The following is a 25201-nucleotide window of genomic DNA, read 5'->3' on the forward strand; positions in this document are numbered from 1 at the left end:
CAAGGAGCCACTTTTATGCCACGCAAACGCAAGGAAGAAGTGACGATAGAACCGGGCAAGGGCTTGAGCCTGGACCCGGAACTGATCAAGCAACTGGTGCCTGGAATGCTGGATCGGGCGACGATCAACGAGCAGCTCGCGGCGCTCAAGAAGGCGATCTTCGAGCGCGCACTGGGCGGCGAGTTGGCCCACCACCTCGGCTACGAGAAGGGCGAAGCCAAGCCGGCCGGCAGCACGAACCACCGCTACGGCACGAGCCGCAAGCGCATCGCGACCGACGACGACCTGCTCGACGTCGAGATTCCGCGCGACCGCGAAGGCACCTTCGATCCGGTGCTGATCGCCAAGGGCGAGCGACGCTTTACCGGGTTCGACGACAAGATCATCGCGATGTACGCCCGCGGCATGAGCGTGCGGGAGATTCAGGGCTTCCTGCAGGAGATGTACGGCATCGAAGTGTCGCCGGACTTCATCAGCACCGTCACTGACGCGGTGATCGACGAAGTGCGTGAGTGGCAGCAGCGGCCGCTCGAGCCGATGTACCCGGTCGTGTTCTTCGACGCCTTACGCGTCAAGATCCGCGACGAAGGCGTCGTGCGCAACAAGGCGATCTACCTGGCGCTGGGCGTGCGCCGCGACGGCACACGTGACGTGCTGGGCCTCTGGATCGAGCAGACCGAGGGGGCCAAGTTCTGGCTGCGGGTGGTGAACGACCTGAAGCTGCGCGGCGTGCAGGACATCCTGATTGCCGTGGTCGACGGCTTGAAGGGCTTCCCGGAAGCGATCAACACGGTGTTCCCGGAAACGACGGTCCAGACCTGCATCGTGCATCTGATCCGGAACTCGCTGGACTTCGCCAGCTGGAAAGACAGGAAATCGGTTGCAGCGGCGCTCAAGGAGGTCTATCGGGCGCCGTCGGCCGAAGCGGCCGCCGTGGCGCTGGATGCGTTCGACGCGAGCCCGTGGGGTACGAAATACCCCCCGATTGCCGCCCTCTGGCGCCGGGCCTGGGATCAGGTGATTCCGTTCTACGCCTTCGCGCCGGACATCCGGAAAATTGTATATACGACCAACGCGATCGAGTCGCTGCACATGCAGCTTCGGAAGATCATCAAGGCGCGCGGCCACTTCCCGTCGGACGAGGCCGCACTCAAACTGATCTGGCTGGCGCTGCGCAACGTCGTGGCCAAGTGGACCGGTTCCCGGCACGATTGGAAGAGCGCGATGACCCAGTTTGCGCTGCTTTACCCGGAACGATTCAACATCGGAATCTGAATCCTAACCCGCCTCACACACTAAATTCCGGATACCTCCTATTCGAACAGATCGGCCTTCGCGTCCTGATGCGTCCGGTAGCGCGTGGCGTGAACCCGTTCGTTCTTCAAGCTGTTGAAGAAGCTTTCCGTCGGGGTATTGTCCCAACAATTTCCCTTGCGGCTCATCGAGCAGCGCATGCCATAGGCAGCCAGTTTGCGCTGGAACTCGTGACTCGCGTACTGGGCGTATTCAACCGGTCGTCGCAACACGAGATTGTTGAGCAGATTTTAGATGCTCGTTCAATGCTTCTGCCGGAGTCTTCCAACCGCCTCTGCGGCTCTCTCACTCGTAACGCCGGTGGCGATCTGCTTCCAAAATCGACACTCAATCTCATGCCGAAGCGACGGTGCACCTGGCGAGTGCATCGCTCCTCGACCGGTTATCTGATACACCCATTCTGCAATTCGACCCATGCAACACCTCCTCGATTAAAGGTGTTGCGACGACCGGTTGAATACGCCCTGGCTGCCTCGATCCGAGTGGCACAGTGCGCCGGCGCGGGTCGGCGCCGGAACCAAGCCATCGTCAATGCGTCCGTCACGAGATCGGCCGTCATGCGCGGTTTGATGGACCAGCCCACCACCTCCCGGTTGAACAGGTCGAGCACCACGGCCAGATACAGCCAGCCCTCGCGGTCCAGATGTACGTGATGTCCGAACTGAACACCTGATTCGGTGCGACGGGAGTGAACTCACGATTCAACAGATTCGGGGCAACCGGCAGCGCGTGCTTCGAATCGGTTGTTACCCGATTGCGGCGTTTATGCCGCGCCCGGATGCCGTTCTCGCTCATCAGCCGTTCCACTCGCGCCTTGCTGGCCGGAAAGCCGCGCTCACGGAATTCCTCGGTCATGCGTGGCGAACCGTAGGCCCCCTTGACCTTGGCGTGCACCGTCCGGATCAGCGCGTCAGCAACTGCGTGTCCGGTCAGTCGCGTTCGCCCCGGTGTGCCGCCGCGTTTCCATGCGCGATAGCCGTTCACGCTGACCGACAGCACGCAGCACAGCGACGACAGCGGATACTGCCCGACCTGCCGGTCGATCCAGGCATACCTCACAGCAGGTCCTTCGCCAAGTATGCTGGCGCTTTTTTTGCGATCTCAAGCTCCATCTGCAGGCGCTTTTTCTCCGCTCGCAGACGAGACAGTTCCATCTGCTCCGGCGTGACTGGCTTCGCCCCGGCACCGTTGAGTTTGCCCGACGCTTCGGCTTTCACCCAGCTACGAAGCGTCAGCTCGGAAACGCCCAACTCGCGGGCCACCACGGCCACTCCCTGGCCATCCTTGACCCGCTGGACGGTGGTCAGCTTGAACTCCGCCGTGTACACCTGTTTCGGTACCTTGAACATCCTGATTCCCTTCCTTTCCGTCGAGTTTATACGCGACCTCTTGGAAGGCGAAATTTCGGGGGAAGCTCAGTTAGTCAAAAACACAGTCTTATGCCTACCCGTTATTGTAAGTGGGTGACTGTGTTCGGCGTTTCAGGGGGCTGCTCCAGGAGAAACCCTCGGAACACATATTGAATGCACGGATGGGATAGGACCCGTAGTGGTTGGAGTGTCCGTTGCTCGGTCCGGTAATACGATTGCCTCGTGGTCACTGCTTAACCGGTGCGCAAAAAATTACCGCCTTTAAAAGGGCTAACTCCTTCTGAGGATGCACTCAAATGTCGAACCAAACTATTGTTCGTCGTCGCGTAGCGCAGCATTCGATTAGCGATACGCGCTACAACGATGCAAAGTCTCAGTCGCAATACCAGCCCTACAAGGACGCAGCCTGGGGCTTCATCAATCACTGGTATCCGGCGATGTTCAGCAAGGAGTTGGTGGAAACCACGGCCGAGAACGAAGAAGGCCTCCAGACGGGCATCAAGGGCGTCATGATCGCCGGCGTGCCCATCGCACTGCGTCGCGTCGATGGCAAGGTTTACGCAGTCAAGGATCAATGCGTTCACCGTGGCATTCGTCTCTCCGAGAAGCCGATGTGTTTCAGCAAGGAAACGATCACGTGCTGGTACCACGGATTCACGTTCAATCTGGACGACGGCAAGCTCGCGACCATCGTTGCCAATCCGGACGACAAACTGATCGGCACGACCGGCATCACAACGTACCCGGTTCAGGAAGTCGCGGGCATGATCTTCGTGTTCGTCCGCGAAGACGACTTCCCGCTCGAAGACGTTCCCCCGCTGTCGGATGACCTGCCGTTCCGTTTCCCGGAAAACAATGATCGCTTTCCACACCCGCTGTGGCCGGATTCGCCGTCAATCCTGGACGAAAACGCTGTCGCGCATGGCATGCATCGCACCGGCTTCGGAAACTGGCGCATCGCGTGCGAAAACGGCTTCGACAACGCACATATCCTGGTCCACAAGGACAACTCCATCGTTCACGTAAACGACTGGGTGCTTCCGCTGGGCATTCTGCCGGTCGCGGACGATTGCATTCAGGTCGTCGAGGACGAGAAGGGTCCGAAAGGCATGATGCAATGGTTGTTCACGGACAAGTGGCAGCCGGTGCTCGAAAACAAGGAACTGGGCCTCAAGATCGACAATGCGAACGGTCGCTTCTATCGCACGTCGGTGGTCCTTCCGGGCGTTCTCATGGTCGAAAACTGGCCGGAAGAGCATGTCGTCCAGTACGAATGGTACGTGCCGATCACGGACGATCTGCACGAGTACTGGGAAGTGCTGGTCCGCGTTTGCCCGACCGAAGAAGATCGCAAGAAGTTCAAGTACCGCTTTGACCGCGTGTACAAGGAACTGTGCCTGCATGGCTTCAACGACTGCGATCTGTACGCCCGCGAAGCGATGCAGCACTTCTATGCCGACGGCACCGGCTGGGATGACGAGCAACTGGTCTCGACCGACATCTCGCCGATCACTTGGCGCAAGCTCGCTTCGCGCCACAACCGCGGTATCGCGATGCCGGGCAAGGGAGTCTACGGTGCAGTGAAAACCCACAGCACACGCCTGAAGGAGCTCGCCGACGGCAAGCGCCCGGCGTACTTCGTGGACCAAGTCTGGTTCTAAGGATGAGTCGGCACTCGCCAGGGTACCTGTTTGCCCCGGCAGTACCTTGATGTCCCGGTTATGAAGGGAGAGGTCGGTTCGTCCGGTTCCCGATCTCCCTCTTCGTTTCCGTCGGAATCAAGTCTCGATCCAACTCAATTTACCCTCCCTATCCGTCATGAGCAGCCTTCCACGCGACTTGCATAATCTCGAGATCCACGACCTGTCGTTGCAGATTCGTAGTGGCAAGCTCAGTCCGGTAGAAGTCACCACGGCGATGCTGGCCCGCGTGGACGCACTGGACGCGAATTTGCACAGCTTCGCCCGCGTGACGCCTGAACTGGCATTGAAGCAGGCAGGGCAAGCAGAGCAAGAGATTCGGGCCGGGAACGTCAGAAGTCCTCTGCATGGCATTCCGCTCGCAGTCAAGGATCTGTTCGATACCAAGGGCATCGTGACCGCCGGCGGTATGCCGATTCATTCGCAGCGCGTACCCACGGAAAATGCGACGGTCGTACAACGCCTGCAAGATGCCGGGTCGGTGATGCTGGGCAAGCTGCAAATGGCGGAGGGCGCATTTGCCATCCACCATCCGACGATCCCCGATCCTGTCAATCCCTGGGGCGCCGCGCACTGGTGCGGTGCCAGTTCCTCGGGTTGCGGTGTCGCAACGGCGGCTCGGCTGTGCTATGGCACGGTCGGTTCCGATACGGGGGGATCGGTGCGATTCCCCAGTGCAGCCAACAATCTAACCGGGTTGAAAACCACTCACGGCACCATCAGCAGCAAGGGTGTGATGGAACTGGCCGCGTCGCTGGATCACATAGGCCCGATGGCTCGCTCGGCGCGCGACGTACTGCTCCTTCTCGCGATTATTGGCGGTCACGACACGCAACGACTGCTTGACACCATTGACGAGCAACGATTCGGAAATTTCCTGAAGGGCTTCAGGGGATTGCGAATCGGCATGGACGAAGCGTGGATTTCGGCAGGCGTCGATTCCGTGATTCAGCGCGCGATTCAGCAGGTCAAGGTCATCCTCGCCCAGGTCGGCGGCGAAATCAAGAGCATCAAGGTTCCGGATACGCGGGCGACCAGCTCCAACTGGGAGCATCACTGCGGGGTTCAAACCGCTGTCGCTCATGGGGCGACGTATCCCGGCAAGGCCGCTGAATACGGTCCTGCGCTCGCTCGTTTGATTGATCAGGGGCGGCAAATCAAGGCAGTGGACTACGAGCGGATCATTCGCGAAGCCACGCAGTTTGCGCGCGACATGGATGCGGTGTTCACCGAGGTGGATGTCGTATTGGCTCCGGTGCAGCCGTATGCGGCTCCGACGTATGAAAAGCTGGCGGATCTGGCTTCGGATCCTGAGACCAACCGGCGGCTGATTCAGTTCACGGCGCCGTTCAATGCGTCGGGACACCCCGCGTTGTCGATACCTGTTGGATTTACAGAGCAAGGATTGCCCGTCGGTGGGCAACTCATTGGCCGCAAGTATCAGGACGACCTGCTGTGCATGGTCGGCATGGTATTGCAGAGCCACAGTGATTGGCATCGTCAGGTCCCGCCTGGATTGGCTTGATTGATTTTGAAGGTGTTCTTTTTTTTGGATTAAGTCGTGGCCAAAGCGCATCAGGTAACCATCAATTTCGCAGACGGCGTAAGCCGTACCTTTGTCTCCGAGTCGGGCCAAAGCGTTCTCGAAGCCGCGATCAAGGCCGACGTGCCTGTTCTATATCAATGCACGGCCGGAGCCTGCGCGTCCTGCACGTGCAAGCTCGCAGACGGTGAGGCCGTGCCGATCCCCGGTGCCAGTTCGACGCTCCTCGCTTCGGAATACGCGGAAGGACATCGGCTACTGTGCGTCACGAAGGCCGAATCCGATTGTTCTTTCGATGTCGCATACGGTTCCGAAGTCGGCTCGTCGGTCGCCCGCGAAGTGAATGTCTTCATCGACTCCGTGGAACGTATCGCACCCAATGTGATGCGTCTGACTGTCGAACTGGCCGATGGCGACTGGCTCGAATTCAGGCCGGGTCAGTTCATGCAGATCACGGTGCCCGGTGTGGGCGTTCTGCGCAGCTACAGCCCGTCGTCCACGTCGCTGACACTGCCCAAGGTGACATTTCTGGTGCGGTTGTTGCCCAATGGCGCGATGTCCACGTTCCTCGAAAACGACGCACGAACGGATCAGGTTCTGACGATGAAGGGACCCTACGGTGCGTTCTTTCTGCGTGACGAACATCGTCGCGCACCGCATATCTTCGTTGCCGGCGGGACGGGCTTGGCGCCGATCCTGTCGATGATCGACAGCCTCCGACAAAGCTCGGGCAAGAAGGCGCCGATGCTGTTGTCGTTTGGTTGCGCGGTTCCCGAAGCGCTGTTTTCTCTGGACGACATCGAACTGCGTCAGCACTGGTTGCCGTCGCTGAAGACCCGGATCTGCGTGGATCGCAACGCCACGGAAGGCCTGTATGAGGGATCACCGGTATCGGTCCTGAACGAAGACGACGTGACGGATCCGAACACCGTGGCTTATCTGTGCGGCCCTCAGCCGATGATCGAGGCGGCAACCACGCGCCTGATCGCGTTGGGTGTGAAGCCGGAATTGATTTTCGCAGAGCAGTTCGTTGCATCGAATTAAGGAGTAGACGTGGAACTCAAAGCTACGAAACAACTGCTGTTTTCCGCTCGGCAGGACGAATGGTACGAAAAGGCCAAGGCCAACCTGAGTTCGAAGCGTCTTCAGAAGCTGCTGTTCGAACTGACGGACATTCACAGCCCGACGGGTTCGACCCGCGATGCTGCAGACTTCATGCAGCAGCACATGGAAACGATCGGGCTGAAAACGAAAACGCATGACAACTCGGCCATCAGCCGTTCGGTGATGGGTGAACACCGGGGCACCGGTGGCGGCGCGTCGCTGCTGCTTTATGCGCCTATCGACACTCACCTCGATCGCACCAAGGAAGAAGAGATTCTTTCCGGCCCCGGTCAGGAGGCCGATCTGCAGCCGCACGCCCGGCAGATCGACGACTGGGTATTCGGTCTCGGCGCTTCGAATCCGAAGGGCATGATCGCCACGCACGTCGAAGTGGCAACGTCAGTGCTGGAAGCGGGTATTCCGCTGAAGGGAAATCTGCTGGTCGGCATGGCCGATGGCGGCATGCCCGTCGACATCAAGGCGCGTCATTCAGGCATGTCGAATGGCGTGATCAATCTGCTGAATCGCGGCATGTATCCCGATTTCGCCATCATCATGAAGCCGTGGAACTGGGTCTACCACGAAGAGCCGGGTATGGCGTGGTTCAAGGTCACGGTCAAGGGGACGATGGGTTATGCGGGGATCCCGCACGACGCTCCGGGTTTCCGTTCGTCGGTGGTGCCGGCTGCCACGGTGATCCAGGCACTCCAGGCATGGCTTCCCGAATACACGAAACACAATACGTCGGGCGTTATCGAGCCGCATGGCTGGATTGCCGGCGTGCGTGGCGGTCAGCTCGAAAGACCCGCATTCCCGTCCGCAGTCACGGAGATTTTCCTCGACATTCGTGTGAACCCCCGGACGAGCCCCGCCGATGTCAAGGCGCAGTTCGCGAACTTCATCCGGGACGTGAGCGCTCGTCATCCGGAAATCGACCTGGACTGGGAGATGTACGGCTCGGTCCCGGGTGGCACCACGGATCCGGACAACTGGATCGTTCAGTCGGCCAAGCGTGGCTGGGAGCACATCGAGGGACGTCCGCACGGCGTTCCCGACATGCTCGCGGGTCAGACGGACGGCGCTGCGCTGCGTCGTTACGGTGTGCCGACTGCTCGTATCGGTTGGCCGTGGCCGGCTCAGGGCGCTCCCGTGCCGGTTGCCGAGGGGCTGGGTGGCATGGGTGCCACCTACGTTCCCGACCTGATGCCCTGCGCTGAAAAGATCCTGTATGCGGTGATCGACACGCTGACCCGTGAGCGGAGCGAGCTCGGCCTTTGAGTTTTTGTCGTTGCGGTTTCATCACCGGAAGGCAAAGCAGGATTCAGACATGGGCAACAGGCGCATCAAGATGCTTTTCCCGGTTCCGACGGGCGATGCCCGCCGCTAAGGATTGAATATGTCCCACGATAAAGAACAACCGTTCATCGATTTCACGATGGCCGATGCCACTCGGGCTTTTCACGACGGATCGGTGACGAGTACCCAGTTGGTATTGGCCTGTCTGAACCGTATCAACGCAGGGCAAGCGCTGAATGCATTCGTTACCGTTGATGCAGAGGGCGCCTTGAAGGCCGCAGCGGCTATTGATCGCGCACGGCAGGCCGGGGGGCGATTGGGGCCGCTGGCTGGCATCCCTATCGTGGTCAAGGACAACATTCATAGCGCAGGCCTGCGCTGTACCGCGGGTAGTCCCGCATTCGCGGACTTCGTGCCCGCCACGGATGCACCGACTGTGCGCAAGCTGCGGGATGCCGGCGCCATTGTGCTGGGCAAGACCAACATGCATGAGTTGGCCTACGGAGCGACCGGTTACAACGGCGCCTTCAATACGGGAGCAGGCCGTGGCGTTCGTAACGCGTATGACCAGACAAAGATTGCGGGGGGGTCGTCCTCGGGCTCGGCCGCTGCTCTGGGTGCGCGTATGGCGCTCGGAGCGCTGGGAACCGATACGGGGGGCTCGATGCGCATTCCCCCGGCACTCAATGGCGTGGCTTCGCTGCGTCCTACCTGGGGTCGCTACTCGGACCAGGGCGTGATCCCGATTGCCCGAACTCGGGATACCGTGGGCCCGATGGCATTGACTATGCACGATGTGGCGCTCCTTGACGGTGTGATTTCCGACGAGTACGCGTTGCCCCACGTCGAACTCAAGATGCTGCGTCTGGGCCTTCCCGCCGAGTTCTGGGCGAATCTCGATCCCGACATACGCGATGTAGCGGAATTTGTCGTCACCCGCCTCACGCAGTTGGGTGTGACCTTCATCGATCTGGGCAAAACCGGCTTGATGGAACTGAATGATGCAGTGGGCTTCCAGGCGGTGGTCGGTGAATCCAGATCCAGTATGGAGCAGTACCTGAAGGACAACCATCACCCGATGACGGTCGAGCGCCTGGCCGAAAAGATCGACAGTCCGGACGTGAAATGGATCTACGAAAACTGGGTGCTGCCCAACAAGTTTCCGAATGCCGTGGGCGAAATGGTGGATGTCGCGCCGATGTACGAACAGGCACAAAAGGCTGGTGGCGGACGTGATCGGTTGAGAGCCAGGTATGCCGAACTGCTTTCGCAGCATCGGCTGGATGCGCTGGTGTTCCCGACTACTGCATGCGTGGCGCCCGATGCCGACGACAGCATTTATGAGGAAGAGAACTTCCGGCGTCTGATCCAGAACACCGAACCGATAGCGAGTGCCGGCCTTCCGGGCCTGAATCTGCCAGCCGGACTGGGCGCCCAGACCGGACTCCCGGTTGGCATGGAGTTCGATGGTCCGCAAGGTTCGGATCGACGGCTGCTCGCGATTGGCATTGTGTTGGAAAGCGTTTTGGGCTGCATTGCGCGCCCGTGATGGGCCTGTACGTTGTTTCTACAAGGATCGAACAGAGATGATTGACGCGCTGAGCTACATCGTGGTCGAAACCCCGCGTATGCGGGAATGGATCGACCAGGTGACGAGCCACGTCGGTATGCAGGTCGACGTGATCGAAGCGGGAAAGACCATGCGCATTCGCGCGGACGAAAAGATTCAGCGGTTCGTCGTCACTGCGACCGATGGCGAGTCGACGATGGGAATGGGTTTCGAAGTCCCGGACGCTGCAACGTGGGCCGCGTGCGCGAAGGCATTGGAGGCCGCTGGCTATAAACCGACGCCCGGCACGGCCGAGGAAATCGAATTCCGGGGCGTCGAAAACATGATGCACTTTCGTGACGATGATGGCGTGCGTCTGGAGATCGCCTATGGTCTGGCCGATGCGGATACCGAATTCGTGCCCGGTCGTCCGATTGGCGGTTTCCGTACCGGCAACATGGGGTTGGGTCACGTGGCGCTCATGACGGAGCACTTCGAGGAACTGTCGAACCTGTATCGCAACGTCCTGGGCATGCACCTCACGGACTACACCTATAAGCCGTTCAAGGTTGAATTCCTGCACTGCAACCCGCGTCACCATACGATCGGTATCGCCCACACGGGCGGCAAGTCCGGCATCTATCACCTGATGCTCGAATACAACGACTTCGATGACGTCGGTCGCGCATACGATACCGCGCTCCTGAATCCGGACTCGATTGGTGTGACGCTGGGTCGTCACATCAACGACCACGCCACCTCGTTCTATCTGAAGAACCCGGATGGATGGATGTTCGAACTGGGTTGGGCGACGCGAACGGTCGGCCCTGACTGGGAAGTTGAAGAACTGAAAGGCATGAGTCTTTGGGGGCATGACCGGACCTGGCTTCCGGATCACAAGCGCGAAGAAGCGCGACAAATTCTCAAGCAACTGGCGGCCGAAGGCATGCGTGCACCGGTTGTTATTCCCGATACACAAAAGGCAAAGTCATGAATAACGCAAGTCCCGAAATCGCAAATTCACTGACGCTGGGTGACTTCACGCTGAACTATCACGACGTTGGCGACGGCGAAGCCGATCCCGTCCTGCTGATTCATGGTTCGGGCCCTGGTGTCACGGCCTGGGCCAACTGGCGCGGCATTATTCCCGTACTGAGCCAGAAGGCGCGCGTTATCGCGCCGGATATGCTGGGATTCGGATATACCCGGTGCACCGAGCGCCTCGCGCTGACTCCCGCTGTCTGGGTGGAATCCATGGTCGTGTTGCTCGATGCATTGAAGATCGGGCGGGTGTCGGTGGTCGGCAACTCCTTTGGCGGTGCCATCGCGCTGGCCCTGGCCAACGCGCATCCCGAGCGTGTGAATCGCCTGGTACTGATGGGGGCGGCAGGCATCAATGCACCGATCAGCAAGGGCCTCGAAAAGGTATGGGGTTACACGCCCAGCCTGGAGGCCATGAAGGGGTTAATGGAAGTGTTCGCCTACGATCACTCGATCATCACCGACGATCTGGTTCGTATGCGTTACGAGGCGTCGATTCGTGCCGACGTGCAGGAACGATTTGCCCGCCTGTTCCCGGCGCCGCGTCAGCGGGGCGTGGAAATGCTGGCTCTTGCCGAATCGGATCTGAAAGCGATCAAGCACCAGACACTGCTCATCCACGGCGTGAACGATCAGGTGATCCCGGTCGATTGGTCGCGACATATGAAAACGTTGCTCCAGAACTCGACGCTGCGGGAGTTCGATCAGTGCGGGCACTGGGTGCAGATAGAAAAGGCCGCGGCGTTCACGCTCGCGGTTTCCGAATTCCTGTTCAATTGATGAGCGAGATCACGATGGAAAATCTGGATATCGAGGGCCGTTGGGAAATTCAGGCCTGGGAACAAATTTTTGATGACGGCCGGGTGACCTACCCGATGGGTATGGCGCTCGAGGGGTTCATGGAATACGGGCCGAATGGCATGTTCTGTGCCATCACCAAAAAGGATCGCGCACAGTTCACGACCGGCGGTCAGTGGAATGCGTCGGAGGCAGAGAAGGCCGCCGCGTACAACACATACCTGACCTACGCCGGCGACTGGAGCGTCGTAGGCAACGTGGTAACGCACGCGGTAAAACACTGCCTTTTCCCGAACTGGGTAGGTGGCGAACAGAAGCGCTTTGCGGAGCTGAAAGGCGATCTGTTGTCTCTGACCACGCATAAGCTGGAAGCGGGTACGTCGGAAGCGCGGGTAGCTCGTCTCACATTCAAGCGTGCCTGAAGCCCGTATATGTCGAGTCTTCCTGAATGCCTTTCCCATGCCTGGATGGATCGCCGGGTTCGCCTGCATCCATGCTGCACCCAGCGTGCGAGGAGAAAATAGATGAGCAAGCAAGCGATCGCGGAACGGCTGCGCATTGCCGAAACCACCCGCCAGGCTATCGATCCCATACGCGGGGGATTTACGGTTCCTGCGATTCATCCGGAAATCGCGCCTGACGATATGGCAACTGCCTATGCGGTGCAGCAGATCAATGTCGAGGGACGTGTCTCTCGAGGCGAACGCATTGTTGGTCGCAAGATCGGTCTGACCTCGCAGGCGGTACAGAAACAGTTGGGCGTCGATCAACCGGACTTCGGCACCCTGTTCGCATCCATGGCCTACGGCGATAGTGAACCGATCCCGCTGTCGAAACTGATCCAGCCGAAGGTCGAGGCCGAAATCGCATTGGTGCTGAATCGCGATCTGACGCACGAGCGTCATACGTTTGCCGATCTGCTGGGTGCGACGGACTACGCGGTGGCCGCCATCGAAGTCGTGGACAGCCGAATCCGAAACTGGAACATCAAGTTCGTGGATACGGTTGCCGACAACGCATCGAGTGCCGCATTCGTTTTGGGGTCGCGTCCGGTCCCGCTGTCGCAGCTCGATCTGAGCACGTGCGCGATGAAGCTTGAATCAGATGGGGAAGTGCGCTCAACAGGCAACGGCGCTGCGTGTCTGGGTCATCCGCTGAATGCCGCGGTATGGCTCGCGGACCGTATGGCTGCGCTGGGTGCGCCGCTGCGTGCGGGTGATGTCGTTCTGACGGGCGCGCTGGGGCCCATGGTTGCAGTCACCACGCCTGGCACCTACGCGGCGGTAATCGAAGGGCTGGGCTCGGTCCGTGCAACTTTCATCGGATAACGAATATGGTGAAGAAACTCAAAGTAGCGATCATCGGCTCGGGTAACATCGGCACCGATCTGATGATCAAGATCATGCGCAAAAGCGAAGTACTGGAAATGGGCGCCATGGTCGGTATCGATCCGAGCTCGGATGGTCTGGCGCGTGCAGCCCGTCTGGGTGTCGCGGTCACCCATGAGGGTGTTGAAGGCCTGACGCGGTTGCCCGTGTTCAAGGACATCGATTTCGTGTTCGACGCCACGTCGGCCGGCGCTCACGTGAAGAACGACGCATTCCTTCGCACGCTGAAGCCCGGCATACGGATGATCGATCTGACACCCGCGGCAATCGGACCGTACTGCATTCCCGTCGTAAACGGTGAAGCGAACGTCGATGCACGCAACGTCAACATGGTGACGTGCGGCGGGCAGGCCACGATTCCGATGGTCGCGGCGATCTCGCGTGTCGCCAAGGTTCACTACGGCGAAATCATCGCGTCGATCTCCAGCAAGTCGGCAGGTCCGGGTACCCGGGCCAATATCGACGAATTCACGGAAACCACCTCGAAGGCGATCGAAGCCGTGGGTGGAGCATCGAAGGGCAAGGCCATCATTATTCTGAATCCGGCCGAGCCGCCGGTCATCATGCGTGACACGGTGTACACGCTGTCGGAACGCGCCGATCGCGATGCCGTGGAGGCGTCGATCGAAGAGATGGCCGAGGCAGTGAACGCCTATGTACCGGGTTATCGTCTGAAGCAGAAGGTGCAGTTCGATGAAGTTCAGAACCTGAACATCCCGGGACTCGGCAGCTTGAGCGGCCTGAAGACCTCGATTTTTCTCGAAGTCGAAGGCGCCGCACACTACCTGCCCGCTTATGCAGGCAACCTCGACATCATGACCAGTGCCGGTATGCGTACCGCGGAACGCATGGCTCAATCCATGATCGGCGCATGAAGGGACTGCAAATGACTCAGGGAACGAAACTCTACATCTCCGACGTTACGCTGCGCGACGGTTCGCACGCGATTCGCCATCAGTATTCGATCCGGAACGTGCAGGACATCGCACGCGCGCTGGATAAGGCGAAAGTCGATTCCATCGAAGTCGCGCATGGTGACGGTCTGCAAGGCTCGAGCTTCAACTACGGCTTTGGCTCCCATTCGGATCTGGAGTGGATCGAGGCAGTTGCCGACGTGGTGACGCATGCGAAGATCGCGACCCTGCTGCTGCCCGGTATCGGCACCATTAACGATCTGAAGGCTGCTTACCAGGCGGGTGCGCGCGTGGTTCGTGTCGCTACCCACTGCACGGAAGCCGACGTGTCGAAGCAGCATATCGGACACGCACGCGAACTCGGCATGGACACTGTGGGCTTCCTGATGATGAGCCACATGACCACGCCGGAAGCACTGGCCGGGCAGGCGAAGCTCATGGAAAGCTATGGCGCCACCACGATCTACATCGTGGACTCCGGTGGTGCGCTGTCGATGCAAGACGTCCGCGATCGTTTCCGTGCCGTGAAGGCGGTCCTCGAACCCACAACTCAGACGGGCATCCATGCCCACCACAACCTGTCGCTGGGTGTCGCAAACTCCATCGTTGCCGTGGAAGAAGGCTGTGACCGTATCGACGCATCGCTCGCCGGTATGGGCGCCGGCGCTGGCAATGCGCCGCTGGAGGTATTCATCGCCGCAGCGGAACGCATGGGCTGGAATCACGGCACGGATCTGATGACGTTGATGGATGCGGCTGACGACATCGTGCGCCCGCTCCAGGATCGCCCGGTTCGGGTGGACCGTGAAACGCTGGCCTTGGGCTACGCAGGTGTGTATTCGTCGTTCCTGCGTCACTCGGAAGTGGCGGCAAGGAAGTACGGTCTGAAGACGGTCGATATTTTGGTCGAACTGGGCAAGCGCCGTATGGTCGGCGGTCAGGAAGACATGATTGTGGACGTGGCTTTGGATTTGCTGAAAGCTCAAAGATAAAAACGGAGACAGTCGAGAATGACAAACGAAGGTCGATACATGCGCGCTGCGCGCCTCCACGACAACACGTTGGGCCGGTTCAGCATCGATACGATCCCATATCCGACGCTCAGGCGTCCGACCGACGTCGTGATCAAGCTGAAAGCGTCTGGCATCGTGCCAAACCTGGGCAATGTGACCACCAATTATCGGTCGGAAAAGCCCTATCTCGCGCATGCGGCACTCCCTGCCATCTACGGTCTGGATGCAGCGGGTGTCGTGGCCGAAGTCGGTCCCGCAGTGACTGGCATCAAGGTCGGCGAGCGTGTGTACATCAATCCGGGCCGTTCGTGCGGGTCGTGCTACGCCTGCCGTGTGGGCGAGTCCATCAACTGCGAAGCCTACGCATTCCAGGGCTACTTCGGCTTCGGACCGAAGTCGCAGTTCATGTATGAAGAATACCCGTACGGAGGCCTCAGCGAATACGCCACGGCGCCCGCGGACGGTCTGGTGAAGCTCGGCGACAAGGTATCGTTCGAGGTCGGCGCGCGTATGGGCTATCTGGGCACGGCCTATTCGGGTCTGCGCAAGGCACAAGTCGCGGCCGGCAAGTCGGTGATGATCATCGGCGGCACGGGCACACTGGGCCTGTGCGCCACGCTGATCGCACGTGCAATGGGCGCGACGAAGATCCTGGTCGTCGCGCGCAACGAGGAGACGCTCGCCCAGGTCAAGGCTATCGATCCGGCCCGTATCCTGACGTACTCGGTCGCCAACGGATCGTCGGGCATGGCTGCATGGGCCAAAGCGCAGACGGACGGTGTTGGCGTCGACTCGGTGGTGGACGCGATCGCTCCGGGCCCGAACATGCAGGTCACCAAGGACGCCTTCGGTGCGCTGCGTCGCGGCGGCAAGCTCGTGGAAATCGGTGCGCAGATCAACGAAGTGCCGCTCAACATGCACGAAATGATGTGCTCCGCACTGTCGGTGATCGGCTCGCTGTGGTTCACGGTGGGCGAAGGCCAGGATCTGGTCGCGATGATCGAAGCCGGTACGCTCGATGTGTCGTCGTTCAGAAACTACACCTACACGCTCGATCAAGCAAATGAAGCTCTCCGCGACGCAGCAAAGCGCGTCATGGGTTTCGTCAACGTCGTGGTTGTCCAGGACTAGGGGATATACGAAATGGTACGTCGCGTTGTAACCGGCCAAATCGACGGCAAGTCGGTTGTCTTGAGCGATTCGGAAGAATCGGGCCACTCATTTGCAGCCGTTCGCGGTTTCAGGACCACGCAGATTTGGGCCACGAGTCCCGAAACCGCGCTGCCGCATTCGGGTGGTGATCCCGTTGCGGCCGCAACCACGGTAATGCCGGCGCTGAACGGCACCCGTCTGATGATCGTGCAGTTCCCACCGGACGCCGCGATGGCTGATCCCGAGTTCGACGGCGCTGCCGCTGGCGCCGAGTATGCGGCCATCCTGCCGGGTCTGGCCGAATGTTTCGAACCCGATGGCTCGGGATTCCATATCACCGACTCGGTTGACTACGACATCATCCTCAGCGGCGAACTCAGTCTGGAAGTCGACGATGGGCAAACGCGAGTTCTGAAAGCCGGGGATATCGTGGTTCAGAACGGTACGCGTCACGCATGGCGCAACAAGAGCAACGCACCGGCTGTGATGGCTTCGATTCTGATTGGAACCCAACGAAAGGCTTGACCCGGAACCGAAGTGGGGAATGAAAAATGGGTTCGTCAGCGGAATCTGTGGGTGAATCGAGGCGCAATTAGGCGTTGTGCGATTGATTCAGGTAGTGGTAGAGCTTGCGGCAGGTTGCGTCAAACGAGTTCTGCTCGGACTCGTGACCTGCTCCCCGCGTTTGGTACGGTGACGGTGTAGAGTCCGTTCCAGAGAGGAACGGCAATGAAAATGCGATTCACCGAAGAGCAAATCATTGGCATCTTGAAGGAAGCCGAGGCTGGCCTGAAGCCGGCGGAGCTGTGCCGCAAGTACGGCATCTCGGAAGCGACCTACTACAACTGGAAAGCGAAGTTCGGCGGGATGACGGTCTCCGAAGCGCAGCGTTTGAAGGAACTGGAGCAGGAGAACAACAAGCTCAAGCGCCTGTTGGCCGAATCAATGCTCGACAACGCCGCGCTGAAGGACCTGTTGGCCCGAAAGTAGCAAGCCCGCAGGCGAAGCGCGAAGCGGTCCGAACCTTGATGACTGAACGCGCCATGGGTGTTACCCGGGCCTGCGGGCTGGTAGGGATTTCGCGCTCGCTGTTCCACTACGAATCACGCCGCCGAGTTGACGACGAAGCGCTGACTGGCCGGATGATGGCCATCGCCGCGCAGAAGCGCCGTTACGGCTATCGCCGGATTCACGTGTTGTTGCGACGGGATGGCTGCTTCGCCAACCACAAGCGCATTTGGCGCCTGTACAGCAAGGCGGGGCTGAGCGTGCGCAAGGGAAAAGTTGCGGGATGCATGGGCCTACGAAGCCGGTTTCACGCTGTCGTTCATTCGGCCTGGCAAGCCGGTGGAGATGCCTATATCGAGAGCTTCAACGGGCGCTTCCGTGACGAATGCCTGAACGAGCACTGGTTCGTCTCAATGCGCCACGCCAAGCGGCTGATTGAGGAATGCTGTATCGAGTACAACACCGAGCGGCCTCATAGTTCACTCGGCTATCTGACGCCTGTGCAGTTCGCTCGGGCGCACGATGCAAAGCAGCAGTTTTTAACCTCGGACTCTAACTGCAGTTCGGACTAAAACCGGGGGCAGGTCAGGCGAGAAAGGCGTTCTTGAGCGGGATCGTGGAGGGCCGGAACAACAAGGCCAAAGTCACTATGAGAAAAGCATATGGATTTCGGACATTCAGAGCCACGGAAATCGCGTTCTATCACGCGTTAGGCCGGTTGCCGGAGCCTTCACTCACCCACACTTTTTACTGACGAACCGAAAAATGAACGATCAACTGACCAATCACGATGACCATCATGCACGGCGAACGACCAAAAGCGTCGAAAAGCTGGAATGGAGCGATGCGCTGCTGCTCGGACATGGCCCTATGGACGATGAACATCGCGAGTTTGTTCAGGTCGTCACTGCATTACGCAACAGTACGGCACACACCGCTTTGGCTGTGCTCGATGCAGTGGAAAAACATTTGATTCGCCACTTCGATCTTGAACACATGTGGATGGAGAAAACCGGTTTTCCCGAGGTCTATTCCAAGTGCCATCGAGATCAACACGACGAAGTTCTGGGTGCAGTGTTTCAAGTGCATCAACTGGCGGCTGTCGGTCAGATCGGGCTGGGTGCTGTGCATAGACTTGCACAATCGCTGATGGACTGGTTTCCGGGCCACGCGGACTATATGGATTCGTCCTTGTCCGCGTGGATCAACGGTAAAACCCATGGTGCTCAGGCTGTGGTACTGCGGCGCAATCTGCGGCACGAGTGTTGATTTGCGCGGAATCTTGACCCACGGGGATTCCGCGCAAATCAACAGTAACGCAGCAGGTCTTCAGTGCGTCCCTCCGATATAAGCGCTTCGGCAGTCTTGTAGCCAAAGGTCGGCAGCGGATCATTGCGATACCAAAACAGCGTACTCCGTATATCTCCGGAGATATCGGTTGCAGCTCGGATGACCCGAAGCGCGTCTCGAAGATACTTTTGCACGCTTTCGGCGCCGGGAAGACGACTGATGGTATTGCGATGGACATGGGCCAGCCGTGCGAGTGTCTGCATATCGATATGCAGGGCGGCCGCGAAGTGTTGCGCCGAGACGATCGGCACAGCGCTCTCCGAGTCCTTCAAAGACGCCAGGAAGTGATCGAAATCGAGGGGGCGTTCGTTGAATCTCGGGCCAGACCGGGGTTCATGGAAGCTTTCTCGGCACACACTATGTGCACATTTATAGCACAAGAAGTGCCGACATCGCTGGCCGCTGAAACGCTCATCCATTGTGCTGCCGGTCGCCGAGTTCCGTCGAGGCGCCTCGGTAGGGGCGTGACATTCCGAAGGACAACTTTTCTGAGAATTTCCGAGGCTGCGGACATCTTTTCTGAGACAAGAAGCATGCGGTGTTCTCAAAAAAGATGTCCAAGTCCTTGATCTATCTAGGGGGCCAAAGACACCTTTTCTGAGAGCCTACAGGATCGTGCTCGGCGTGCTGGCGGCAATCGGCTCGCGTTGACGCTCGACGGCCGTGCCGCGAGCCGACACGGTCCGTAGCCGGATCGATTTCGACGAACTCGGCGAGCGCGGACGCGCGCCGTCTGCCAGGTATGTGCATCACACCGGCACCACGCGTAAAGCGCATTGTCGATGAATCGCGCACTCACCCACGGGCATGCAATGCGGCCGACCTTCGGCCGTTCGCGCGCACTCCATTTCATGGCGCGCCTCCTGTCCGCCGGACGAATGTCGTCCAATGCGTCACGGCCATCTCCCCGCAGTGCGGCTCAATGATGGAGCAGCGGGTAGGCCGCCAGCCCGACGAGCGCGGCAGCCATGACGATGACCGGCTCCTGCAGCTTCTTGAAACGCCACAGTAGCAGCACGGTAGCGAGGGCGAGCAGTGCGGTCGGCATGTCGACGATCGAGCGTTTCGCGATGACGAGGACGGAGCCCGTGATCGCCCCGACGGCTGCGGCGGTGATTCCGTCCACGAACGCCTTGACGCCCGGGCGGTGCCCGTACTTCTTCACGTACGGCGCGGGAATCACGGTGAACAGATAGCAGGGCAGGAACGTGCCGAGCGCCGCGACGCACGCGCCGGGCAAGCCCGCCACGAGATACCCGATGAAGCCGACGGTGATCACGACGGGGCCGGGCGTAATCATCGCGACGGCGACCGCATCGACGAACTGCTTGTCGTTGAGCCAGTGATGTTCGGTGACGACGCCGCCGTAGAGGAACGGCACGATCGCGAGCCCGGAGCCGAACACGAACGTGCCTGCCTTCATGAAGAACGCGCCGATCTGAACGAGCTGCGGCAGATCGATGCCGCTCAGCATTCCGCTGGCCGCCGGCAGGTTGGCGGCGGCAACCGCATTCAGCCCGCCCCGGTGCAGCCACTTGGGCGGAGCGCGCCACAGCCAGCCGACCAGGCCCGCGACGAGGAACAGCCACGCGATTTCCGATTCCGTGATGAAGGTCACGGCGGCGAGCGTCACGAAGATTGCCCAGAGCAGCTTGTCGCGGCCGACCGTTTTCGTCGTGAGCTTGTAAGCGCTCATCGCGATGATGCCGAGCACCGCGGCGCCGACGCCGTAGAAGACGGCCTGCATCCAGGACAGCCCGCCGAAATGCGCGTACGCGAACCCGAGCGCGAGCACCATGAGGAACGACGGCAGCACGAATGCGAAGCCGACGAGTGTTGCACCGAGGATGCGGTAGTGAACGAAGCCGAGATAGATCGCGAGCTGGGCCGCCATCGGCCCCGGCGCAAGCTGGGCCAGCGTGAGTCCTTCCTTGTAGTCGGCTTCCGTGATCCAGCCGCGGCGCTCGACCAGGTCGCGACGCATGTAGCCCGCAAGCGCAACCGGCCCGCCGAAGCCGAACGTGCCGAGGCGCAACATGTAGGCGACCAGCTCGCCGAGCGAGTAGGTCGGTTCGGTGGCGGCGATGGCAGTGGTCATGACCTGGCTCCGGTCTCGTTCTTTCCGCTCGACGAGAAATGCGCGTGCAGGGCGTCGAGAACGGCGCTCATCTGCTCGAGCAATTGGTCATCGTTTTCCGTGCGCTGGCGCGTGCCGGCCATCACGGCCTCGAAGCCGATCGCCTCGGGCGCTGCGGGGCCGCCCACGTCGAGCGCGTGCACGATCTCGGCGAGCCGCGCGAGCGCAGGGTCGTTGTCGAGTCCGAAGCTGGCCAGCAGCACCTCGAACGTTACGCGTTTGCCGACATGCGTGAACGTCGCACCGTCGAAATCGAAACCCAGCGCGTCAGCCGGACAATCGGCAGGCGATGCGAGCCAGATGAAGCGGGCGCGTGCGTCGATGAAGCGGTGGATCAGCCACGCGCTGGCGACGCGGTCGACCCATATCCGCTGTCGCGTCGCCCAGGTGCAGCCCTGATATTCGTTGATCGCCAGCGGGCGGATCGAGCGGTCCGCGGCGTGCGGCTCCCCCGGCGACAGCACGGTGTCGATCAGTGCGACGAAATCCTGCAGGGCAACTTCGGCACGGGTGGCCGAGTCGCCCGGGAAATAGTCGATCGCGCGGATGGCGTCGAAATCCTTGCGCATGCGCCGCAGCAAACGTGTCAATTCCGTGGCCGACTTACCGGCGAGGGTCTTGCGGGCATCCGCAAGGGTCTGGATGAAGGCGGCGTCGTCCTCCCCGCGATCGAAGAGCGCGCGGAATTCCAGTTCCTGCGATGCGTCCAGGCTCGGCGCCCGTAACAGATGAGCCGTGCCACCGCTTTCCGCAATCGCCCCCGCGAGGTCGCGCAGCGTCTCCTCATGCTCTTCGCTGTACGGCAGCAGGTAGATACCGTCGCGCAACACCGCACAGCCCTTTGCCTTCAGCGCGCGCCAGAAGCGCATGCGGGCCGTCGCGTTTTCGGTCGGAAGGGTCAGCACGAGGAGCGACCACGTTGAAATATTTTTCATGTAGTGAACTCTATCCAATTGTTATTCACTCTACAAATTTTTTGACGCAGTCGCTGTGTCGCGTCGCACCCATGCCCGCTTCATCGTGGTCAGGCTTGTTGCAGATCCGAGCGGAGTGGCCCGAAGCGAGCACGGTGCAGGTCCGTTCGAGCACCGGGGCGCCGCGTTCCGGCTAGACCTTTCATCGGCCCGATATATACCCCTCCCCCCTATATGGAAATGCGATTTCAGATATAGTCCCCCCGGGTATATGAAGGGACCATCATGAGCCACACCATCCAGGACAAGCAGAAGCTGCTGAACCGTGTCCGCCGCATCAAGGGACAGGTCGAAGCGATCGAACGCGCGCTCGAGGACGAGCGCGGTTGCAACGAAATCCTCCGCCTCATCACGAGCGGTCGCGGCGCGATGAACGGCCTGCTCGCGGTCGTACTCGAGGATCACATCCGCAGCCATCTGGTCGATGCCGAGGGGCACGACGACGAAGGCAGCGCGACCGAGCAGCTGATCGAAGTCGTACACAGCTACTTCAAGTAAACGGAGGCGGAATGGGCAATTTCAGCGATGACGCCTTCGGCGCAGGGCACGACCACATTTTTCTTGGCGCGGCGCACGAGCAGAACGAACGCCGGACCTGGATGGTCATCGCGCTGTGCGCGGCGATGATGGTGGCCGAGATCGTCGGCGGGTCGCTTTTCGGCTCGCTGGCGCTGATCGCGGACGGCCTGCACATGTCGACGCACGCGGGCGCGATGCTGATCGCCGCGCTCGCCTATACCTATGCGCGCAAGCATGCGAACGATCCGCGCTTCGTGTTCGGCACGGGCAAGCTCGGCGACCTCGCGGGTTTCACGAGCGCGATCGTGCTCGCGATGATCGCGCTGCTGATCGGGTATGAAGCGGTCGCGCGTTTGCTGGCGCCCGTTCCGATCCATTTCGACGAGGCGATTCCGATCGCGGTTGCCGGCTTGCTCGTCAATGTTGCGAGCGTCTGGCTGCTGAGCGGCGATCATCATGGCCATAGCCACGGTCATGGCCACGGCCATCATCACGGGCATGGTCATGGCGATCGCGACGATCACGCGCACGACCACGAAGAGGAAGCGCACCGGATTTTCGACCAGCAGGGCGCATTCGTCGTGTCGGTGTTCGAGCAGGGCGTCCCGCCGGTTTTCCGCGTCGCGCCGGCGACACACGAGACGAAGCTCGTCGATGCGAGCGCCGTGTCGGTGACGACGATCCGCCCGGACGGCACGCGCCAGATGTTCGCGATGCAAAGCCGCGATGGTTATCTGGAGTCGACCGAAGCCATTCCCGAACCGCATGAATTCAAGGCGATCGTCCGCTTGAACGGTCGCGAGCACGAACTGGCGTTCGAGGAGCACGGTCATGGCGCGTCCGCGGCGGCGGCGCGCGATCACAACATCCGTTCCGCCTACATCCACGTGATCGCCGATGCCGCGGTTTCCGTGCTGACGATCGTCGGGCTGCTGCTCGCGCGTGCGTTCGGCTGGGTCTGGATGGATCCGCTGGCCGGCATCGTCGGCGCGATGGTGATCGCGAACTGGTCATACGGCCTGATGCGCGACACGGGCGGCATCCTGCTCGACATGAATTCCGATCGGCGTCTGACGGACACGGTGCGTGGCGCCATCGAAGGCACTGGAGACCGCGTCGGCGACCTGCATGTGTGGCGGCTCGGGCCGGGGCACATGAGTGCGGTGGTGTCGGTGACGACCACCGATCCGGATCGGGATGCGCGCTTCTATCACGGCGTGCTGCAGCGATTCAGGAACCTGTCGCACGTCACCGTCGAAGTCGTGCCCGCGACGCGAGGACGATAAAGCATGGCGGTCAAGTCCCCTTGTGTCGACGTGTGCTCGTTCGACGGTCGCACCGGCTACTGTGTGGCATGTCTGCGGACGCGCGAGGAAGCGCGCGGCTGGAAGAAGATGACGGATCACCGGCGTCATCAAATCGTGAACGACCGCGCGCGGCGGCATGCGAAACTGACGCGGGAAACGACCGACTGAAGACATCATGCGCGCTCCGTCACCGATTGCCGGCAAACCTGCGATTCCGCGGACCGTGTGGGCGCTGGGCCTCGTGAGCCTCTTCATGGACGTGTCGTCCGAGCTGATCCATGCGCTGTTGCCGATCTACCTGGTGTCGACGATGGGCATGAGCGTCGCCGCGCTCGGCGTCCTCGAGGGGGCGGCCGAAGCCACGGCGTTGATCGTCAAGGTGTTCTCCGGTGCGATCAGCGACTGGCTCGGGCGCCGCAAGGGGCTGCTGCTGGTCGGCTACGGGCTCGCGGCGTTGACCAAGCCGTTGTTTCCGCTGGCGTCCACGCCGGCCGTCGTCGTGACGGCCCGTCTGCTCGACCGCGTCGGCAAGGGGATTCGCGGCGCGCCGCGCGACGCGCTGGTGGCCGACATCGCGCCGCCCGAAATTCGCGGCGCGTGCTTCGGCCTGCGTCAGTCGATGGATACCGTCGGCGCGATTCTCGGCCCGATGCTCGCGATCGTGCTGATGCTGTGGTTCGGCGACCGCATCCGGACCGTGCTCTGGTTTGCCGTGGTGCCGGCCTTCGGCGCGATCGCATTGATCGTCTTCGGCGTACAGGAGCCCGAACAGTCGAAACCGGACCGGCGCTTTCGCTCGCCGCTGCGCTGGAACGCCCTCCGCGAGTTTCCCCGCAGCTACTGGTTCATCGTCGCGGCCGGCGCGACGTTTACGCTCGCGCGCTTCAGCGAGGCGTTCCTGGTGCTGCGTGCGCAGCAGACGGGGCTCGACGCGGCATGGATTCCGGCCGTGATGGTCGCGATGAGCGTCACCTATTCGCTGTCGGCCTGGCCGGTCGGCATCCTGTCGGACCGGCTCGATCGCCGCGTGCTGCTCGCGGCCGGCATGGCGTTTCTGATCGCGGCCGACCTGCTGCTTGGCATCGGCACGTCGACGATCTCGATGTTCGCCGGCGTGGCCGTGTGGGGGCTGCACTTGGGCTTCACGGAGGGCGTCCTCGCCGCGATGGTGTCGGAAACCTCGCCGGCCACGCTGCGCGGCACCGCGTTCGGCGTGTTCAACCTGGTGAGCGGCATCTGCATGCTGCTCGCGAGCAGCATCGCCGGCGCACTGTGGACGCGTTTCGGCGCATCGACCACGTTTCTCGCGGGCGCGGCGCTGGTCGTGCTGCCGCTGTGCCTGTGCCGGTTCATGCCGCGACCCGGCACGTCGCACGCGTGACGCGGCGCCGGCGGGGTCTGCCGACGTTCGGCGCAAGGTTGAGCTGACGGCCGGGCACGACGGTGCCCGAAGACCGGACCCGCCGTCGCGGTCCGCCCGTCCCCGGCTCCGGCTCCGTCCCCGTCCCCGTCCCCGTCTCCGTCCCCGGCTCCGGCCGGCGAAGGCCCGTCTCGCTTCCTTTTCCGCGCCGCGCATCGCTTGTCGCTTTCAGATATGAAAGATTGTCCTGCGTTTGCGATAGAATGCCCCCCCTGTTCGCCGTGGCCATGCCCACGGACGGGCACCGGTACTCGAAGCGGCGTGCGCCGCGCTCGCGGGCCACCGTTCCCATTTCGATGCCGGC

General features: G+C 61.0%; 23 protein-coding genes and 3 pseudogenes. 21 read left to right on the plus strand and 5 right to left on the minus strand.

Translation table 11 applies throughout. From position 1 onward, the window contains the following. Window positions 1–15: 15 nt before the first annotated feature. Window positions 16–1275, plus strand: coding sequence for an IS256 family transposase (locus tag WS75_RS26815; protein ID WP_059684995.1), 1260 nt, complete (start codon window positions 16–18; stop codon window positions 1273–1275). Window positions 1276–1316: 41 nt separating this feature from the next. Here WS75_RS26815 and WS75_RS32940 read toward each other — a convergent pair. Then, a pseudogene (locus tag WS75_RS32940) lies at window positions 1317–1499 on the minus strand (IS3 family transposase); the annotation flags it as partial. A gap of 279 nt (window positions 1500–1778) precedes the next feature. Then, window positions 1779–2663 (minus strand): annotated as a pseudogene (locus tag WS75_RS26820) (IS3 family transposase); the annotation flags it as partial. Between the two features lie 317 nt (window positions 2664–2980). Here WS75_RS26820 and WS75_RS26830 point away from each other — a divergent pair. The 16 genes and pseudogenes from WS75_RS26830 (at window position 2981) to WS75_RS32950 (ending at window position 18459) form a co-directional block, all read left to right on the plus strand. After that, the gene (locus WS75_RS26830; RefSeq protein WP_059684999.1) at window positions 2981–4345 is read left to right on the plus strand and encodes a Rieske 2Fe-2S domain-containing protein; all 1365 of its coding nucleotides are present in this window, start codon (window positions 2981–2983) and stop codon (window positions 4343–4345) included. A 157-nt stretch (window positions 4346–4502) separates the two neighbouring features. After that, window positions 4503–5909: an amidase gene (locus tag WS75_RS26835; RefSeq protein WP_059685002.1), complete on the plus strand. Its 1407-nt coding sequence runs from the start codon at window positions 4503–4505 to the stop codon at window positions 5907–5909. 36 nt (window positions 5910–5945) lie between these two features. Then, window positions 5946–6971, plus strand: a complete 1026-nt coding sequence (locus WS75_RS26840) for an FAD-binding oxidoreductase (RefSeq protein ID WP_059685004.1) — start codon at window positions 5946–5948, stop codon at window positions 6969–6971. A gap of 9 nt (window positions 6972–6980) precedes the next feature. Next, a complete protein-coding gene (locus WS75_RS26845; protein WP_059685007.1) occupies window positions 6981–8309 on the plus strand; it encodes a M20 family metallopeptidase in 1329 nt (442 codons plus the stop codon). A 118-nt stretch (window positions 8310–8427) separates the two neighbouring features. Then, window positions 8428–9876 (plus strand): indoleacetamide hydrolase, encoded by a 1449-nt coding sequence (gene iaaH / locus WS75_RS26850; RefSeq protein ID WP_082729756.1) that lies wholly within the window; start codon window positions 8428–8430, stop codon window positions 9874–9876. A 37-nt stretch (window positions 9877–9913) separates the two neighbouring features. Then, a complete protein-coding gene (locus WS75_RS26855) occupies window positions 9914–10870 on the plus strand; it encodes a VOC family protein (RefSeq protein ID WP_059685012.1) in 957 nt (318 codons plus the stop codon). Beyond that, on the plus strand, window positions 10867–11697 hold the full coding sequence (locus tag WS75_RS26860; protein ID WP_059685014.1) for an alpha/beta fold hydrolase: 831 nt from the start codon (window positions 10867–10869) through the stop codon (window positions 11695–11697). Before WS75_RS26855 ends, WS75_RS26860 begins: the two co-directional genes overlap by 4 nt. Window positions 11698–11711: 14 nt before the next feature. Then, window positions 11712–12137, plus strand: coding sequence for a lipocalin-like domain-containing protein (locus WS75_RS26865; protein WP_059685233.1), 426 nt, complete (start codon window positions 11712–11714; stop codon window positions 12135–12137). A 102-nt stretch (window positions 12138–12239) separates the two neighbouring features. Next, a complete protein-coding gene (gene mhpD, locus WS75_RS26870; protein ID WP_059685016.1) occupies window positions 12240–13043 on the plus strand; it encodes a 2-keto-4-pentenoate hydratase in 804 nt (267 codons plus the stop codon). Between the two features lie 5 nt (window positions 13044–13048). Next, window positions 13049–13978 carry an acetaldehyde dehydrogenase (acetylating) gene (locus tag WS75_RS26875; protein ID WP_059685018.1) on the plus strand — a complete coding sequence of 310 codons (930 nt, stop codon included), beginning with the start codon at window positions 13049–13051 and terminating at the stop codon, window positions 13976–13978. Window positions 13979–13989: 11 nt separating this feature from the next. Further along, the gene (gene dmpG / locus WS75_RS26880) at window positions 13990–15009 is read left to right on the plus strand and encodes a 4-hydroxy-2-oxovalerate aldolase (RefSeq protein ID WP_059685235.1); all 1020 of its coding nucleotides are present in this window, start codon (window positions 13990–13992) and stop codon (window positions 15007–15009) included. An 18-nt stretch (window positions 15010–15027) separates the two neighbouring features. Next, complete coding sequence (locus WS75_RS26885; protein ID WP_257129459.1) at window positions 15028–16161, plus strand: zinc-dependent alcohol dehydrogenase; 1134 nt, start codon at window positions 15028–15030, stop codon at window positions 16159–16161. Window positions 16162–16173: 12 nt separating this feature from the next. Next, window positions 16174–16707, plus strand: coding sequence for a cupin domain-containing protein (locus WS75_RS26890; RefSeq protein ID WP_059685023.1), 534 nt, complete (start codon window positions 16174–16176; stop codon window positions 16705–16707). Window positions 16708–16911: 204 nt separating this feature from the next. Next, window positions 16912–17762, plus strand: a pseudogene (locus WS75_RS32945) (integrase core domain-containing protein). A 44-nt stretch (window positions 17763–17806) separates the two neighbouring features. Beyond that, a complete protein-coding gene (locus tag WS75_RS33905; protein ID WP_373558518.1) occupies window positions 17807–17944 on the plus strand; it encodes a hypothetical protein in 138 nt (45 codons plus the stop codon). 11 nt (window positions 17945–17955) lie between these two features. Continuing rightward, entirely contained in the window at window positions 17956–18459 is a 504-nt protein-coding gene (locus WS75_RS32950) for a hemerythrin domain-containing protein (RefSeq protein ID WP_233410059.1), read from the plus strand. Window positions 18460–18497: 38 nt separating this feature from the next. On the opposite strand, the gene WS75_RS26915 is transcribed toward WS75_RS32950, so the two are convergent. The 3 genes from WS75_RS26915 to WS75_RS26925 form a co-directional block, all read right to left on the minus strand. Further along, window positions 18498–18791, minus strand: coding sequence for a DUF2384 domain-containing protein (locus WS75_RS26915; protein WP_373558517.1), 294 nt, complete (start codon window positions 18789–18791; stop codon window positions 18498–18500). Between the two features lie 668 nt (window positions 18792–19459). Continuing rightward, window positions 19460–20638, minus strand: coding sequence for a chromate transporter (locus WS75_RS26920; RefSeq protein WP_059685031.1), 1179 nt, complete (start codon window positions 20636–20638; stop codon window positions 19460–19462). Continuing rightward, window positions 20635–21612 (minus strand): chromate resistance protein ChrB domain-containing protein, encoded by a 978-nt coding sequence (locus WS75_RS26925; RefSeq protein WP_059685034.1) that lies wholly within the window; start codon window positions 21610–21612, stop codon window positions 20635–20637. Before WS75_RS26925 ends, WS75_RS26920 begins: the two co-directional genes overlap by 4 nt. Before the next feature lie 264 nt (window positions 21613–21876). Between WS75_RS26925 and WS75_RS26930 the strand changes: the two genes are divergently transcribed. The 4 genes from WS75_RS26930 to WS75_RS26945 are packed head-to-tail and all read left to right on the plus strand — an operon-like array spanning window position 21877 to window position 24858. Further along, window positions 21877–22149: a metal/formaldehyde-sensitive transcriptional repressor gene (locus WS75_RS26930; RefSeq protein ID WP_059604831.1), complete on the plus strand. Its 273-nt coding sequence runs from the start codon at window positions 21877–21879 to the stop codon at window positions 22147–22149. An 11-nt stretch (window positions 22150–22160) separates the two neighbouring features. After that, complete coding sequence (gene dmeF, locus WS75_RS26935) at window positions 22161–23456, plus strand: CDF family Co(II)/Ni(II) efflux transporter DmeF (RefSeq protein ID WP_059685036.1); 1296 nt, start codon at window positions 22161–22163, stop codon at window positions 23454–23456. 3 nt (window positions 23457–23459) lie between these two features. Next, complete coding sequence (locus tag WS75_RS26940) at window positions 23460–23645, plus strand: DUF1289 domain-containing protein (protein WP_059685038.1); 186 nt, start codon at window positions 23460–23462, stop codon at window positions 23643–23645. A gap of 7 nt (window positions 23646–23652) precedes the next feature. Next, entirely contained in the window at window positions 23653–24858 is a 1206-nt protein-coding gene (locus WS75_RS26945) for an MFS transporter (RefSeq protein WP_059685040.1), read from the plus strand. Window positions 24859–25201 lie beyond the last annotated feature (343 nt).

It is taken from the genome of Burkholderia sp. FL-7-2-10-S1-D7 (assembly GCF_001524185.1).
GTDB lineage: Bacteria > Pseudomonadota > Gammaproteobacteria > Burkholderiales > Burkholderiaceae > Burkholderia > Burkholderia diffusa.

Coding starts and splice junctions, on each gene's coding strand:
- WS75_RS26815 (WP_059684995.1), top strand. CDS start 16: ATGCCACGCAAACGCAAGGAAGAAGTGACGATAGAACCGGGCAAGGGC.
- WS75_RS26830 (WP_059684999.1), top strand. CDS start 2,981: ATGTCGAACCAAACTATTGTTCGTCGTCGCGTAGCGCAGCATTCGATT.
- WS75_RS26835 (WP_059685002.1), top strand. CDS start 4,503: ATGAGCAGCCTTCCACGCGACTTGCATAATCTCGAGATCCACGACCTG.
- iaaH (WP_082729756.1), top strand. CDS start 8,428: ATGTCCCACGATAAAGAACAACCGTTCATCGATTTCACGATGGCCGAT.
- WS75_RS26855 (WP_059685012.1), top strand. CDS start 9,914: ATGATTGACGCGCTGAGCTACATCGTGGTCGAAACCCCGCGTATGCGG.
- WS75_RS26860 (WP_059685014.1), top strand. CDS start 10,867: ATGAATAACGCAAGTCCCGAAATCGCAAATTCACTGACGCTGGGTGAC.
- WS75_RS26865 (WP_059685233.1), top strand. CDS start 11,712: ATGGAAAATCTGGATATCGAGGGCCGTTGGGAAATTCAGGCCTGGGAA.
- mhpD (WP_059685016.1), top strand. CDS start 12,240: ATGAGCAAGCAAGCGATCGCGGAACGGCTGCGCATTGCCGAAACCACC.
- WS75_RS26875 (WP_059685018.1), top strand. CDS start 13,049: ATGGTGAAGAAACTCAAAGTAGCGATCATCGGCTCGGGTAACATCGGC.
- dmpG (WP_059685235.1), top strand. CDS start 13,990: ATGACTCAGGGAACGAAACTCTACATCTCCGACGTTACGCTGCGCGAC.
- WS75_RS26885 (WP_257129459.1), top strand. CDS start 15,028: ATGACAAACGAAGGTCGATACATGCGCGCTGCGCGCCTCCACGACAAC.
- WS75_RS26890 (WP_059685023.1), top strand. CDS start 16,174: ATGGTACGTCGCGTTGTAACCGGCCAAATCGACGGCAAGTCGGTTGTC.
- WS75_RS32950 (WP_233410059.1), top strand. CDS start 17,956: ATGAACGATCAACTGACCAATCACGATGACCATCATGCACGGCGAACG.
- WS75_RS26920 (WP_059685031.1), bottom strand. CDS start 20,638: ATGACCACTGCCATCGCCGCCACCGAACCGACCTACTCGCTCGGCGAG.
- WS75_RS26925 (WP_059685034.1), bottom strand. CDS start 21,612: ATGAAAAATATTTCAACGTGGTCGCTCCTCGTGCTGACCCTTCCGACC.
- WS75_RS26930 (WP_059604831.1), top strand. CDS start 21,877: ATGAGCCACACCATCCAGGACAAGCAGAAGCTGCTGAACCGTGTCCGC.
- dmeF (WP_059685036.1), top strand. CDS start 22,161: ATGGGCAATTTCAGCGATGACGCCTTCGGCGCAGGGCACGACCACATT.
- WS75_RS26940 (WP_059685038.1), top strand. CDS start 23,460: ATGGCGGTCAAGTCCCCTTGTGTCGACGTGTGCTCGTTCGACGGTCGC.
- WS75_RS26945 (WP_059685040.1), top strand. CDS start 23,653: ATGCGCGCTCCGTCACCGATTGCCGGCAAACCTGCGATTCCGCGGACC.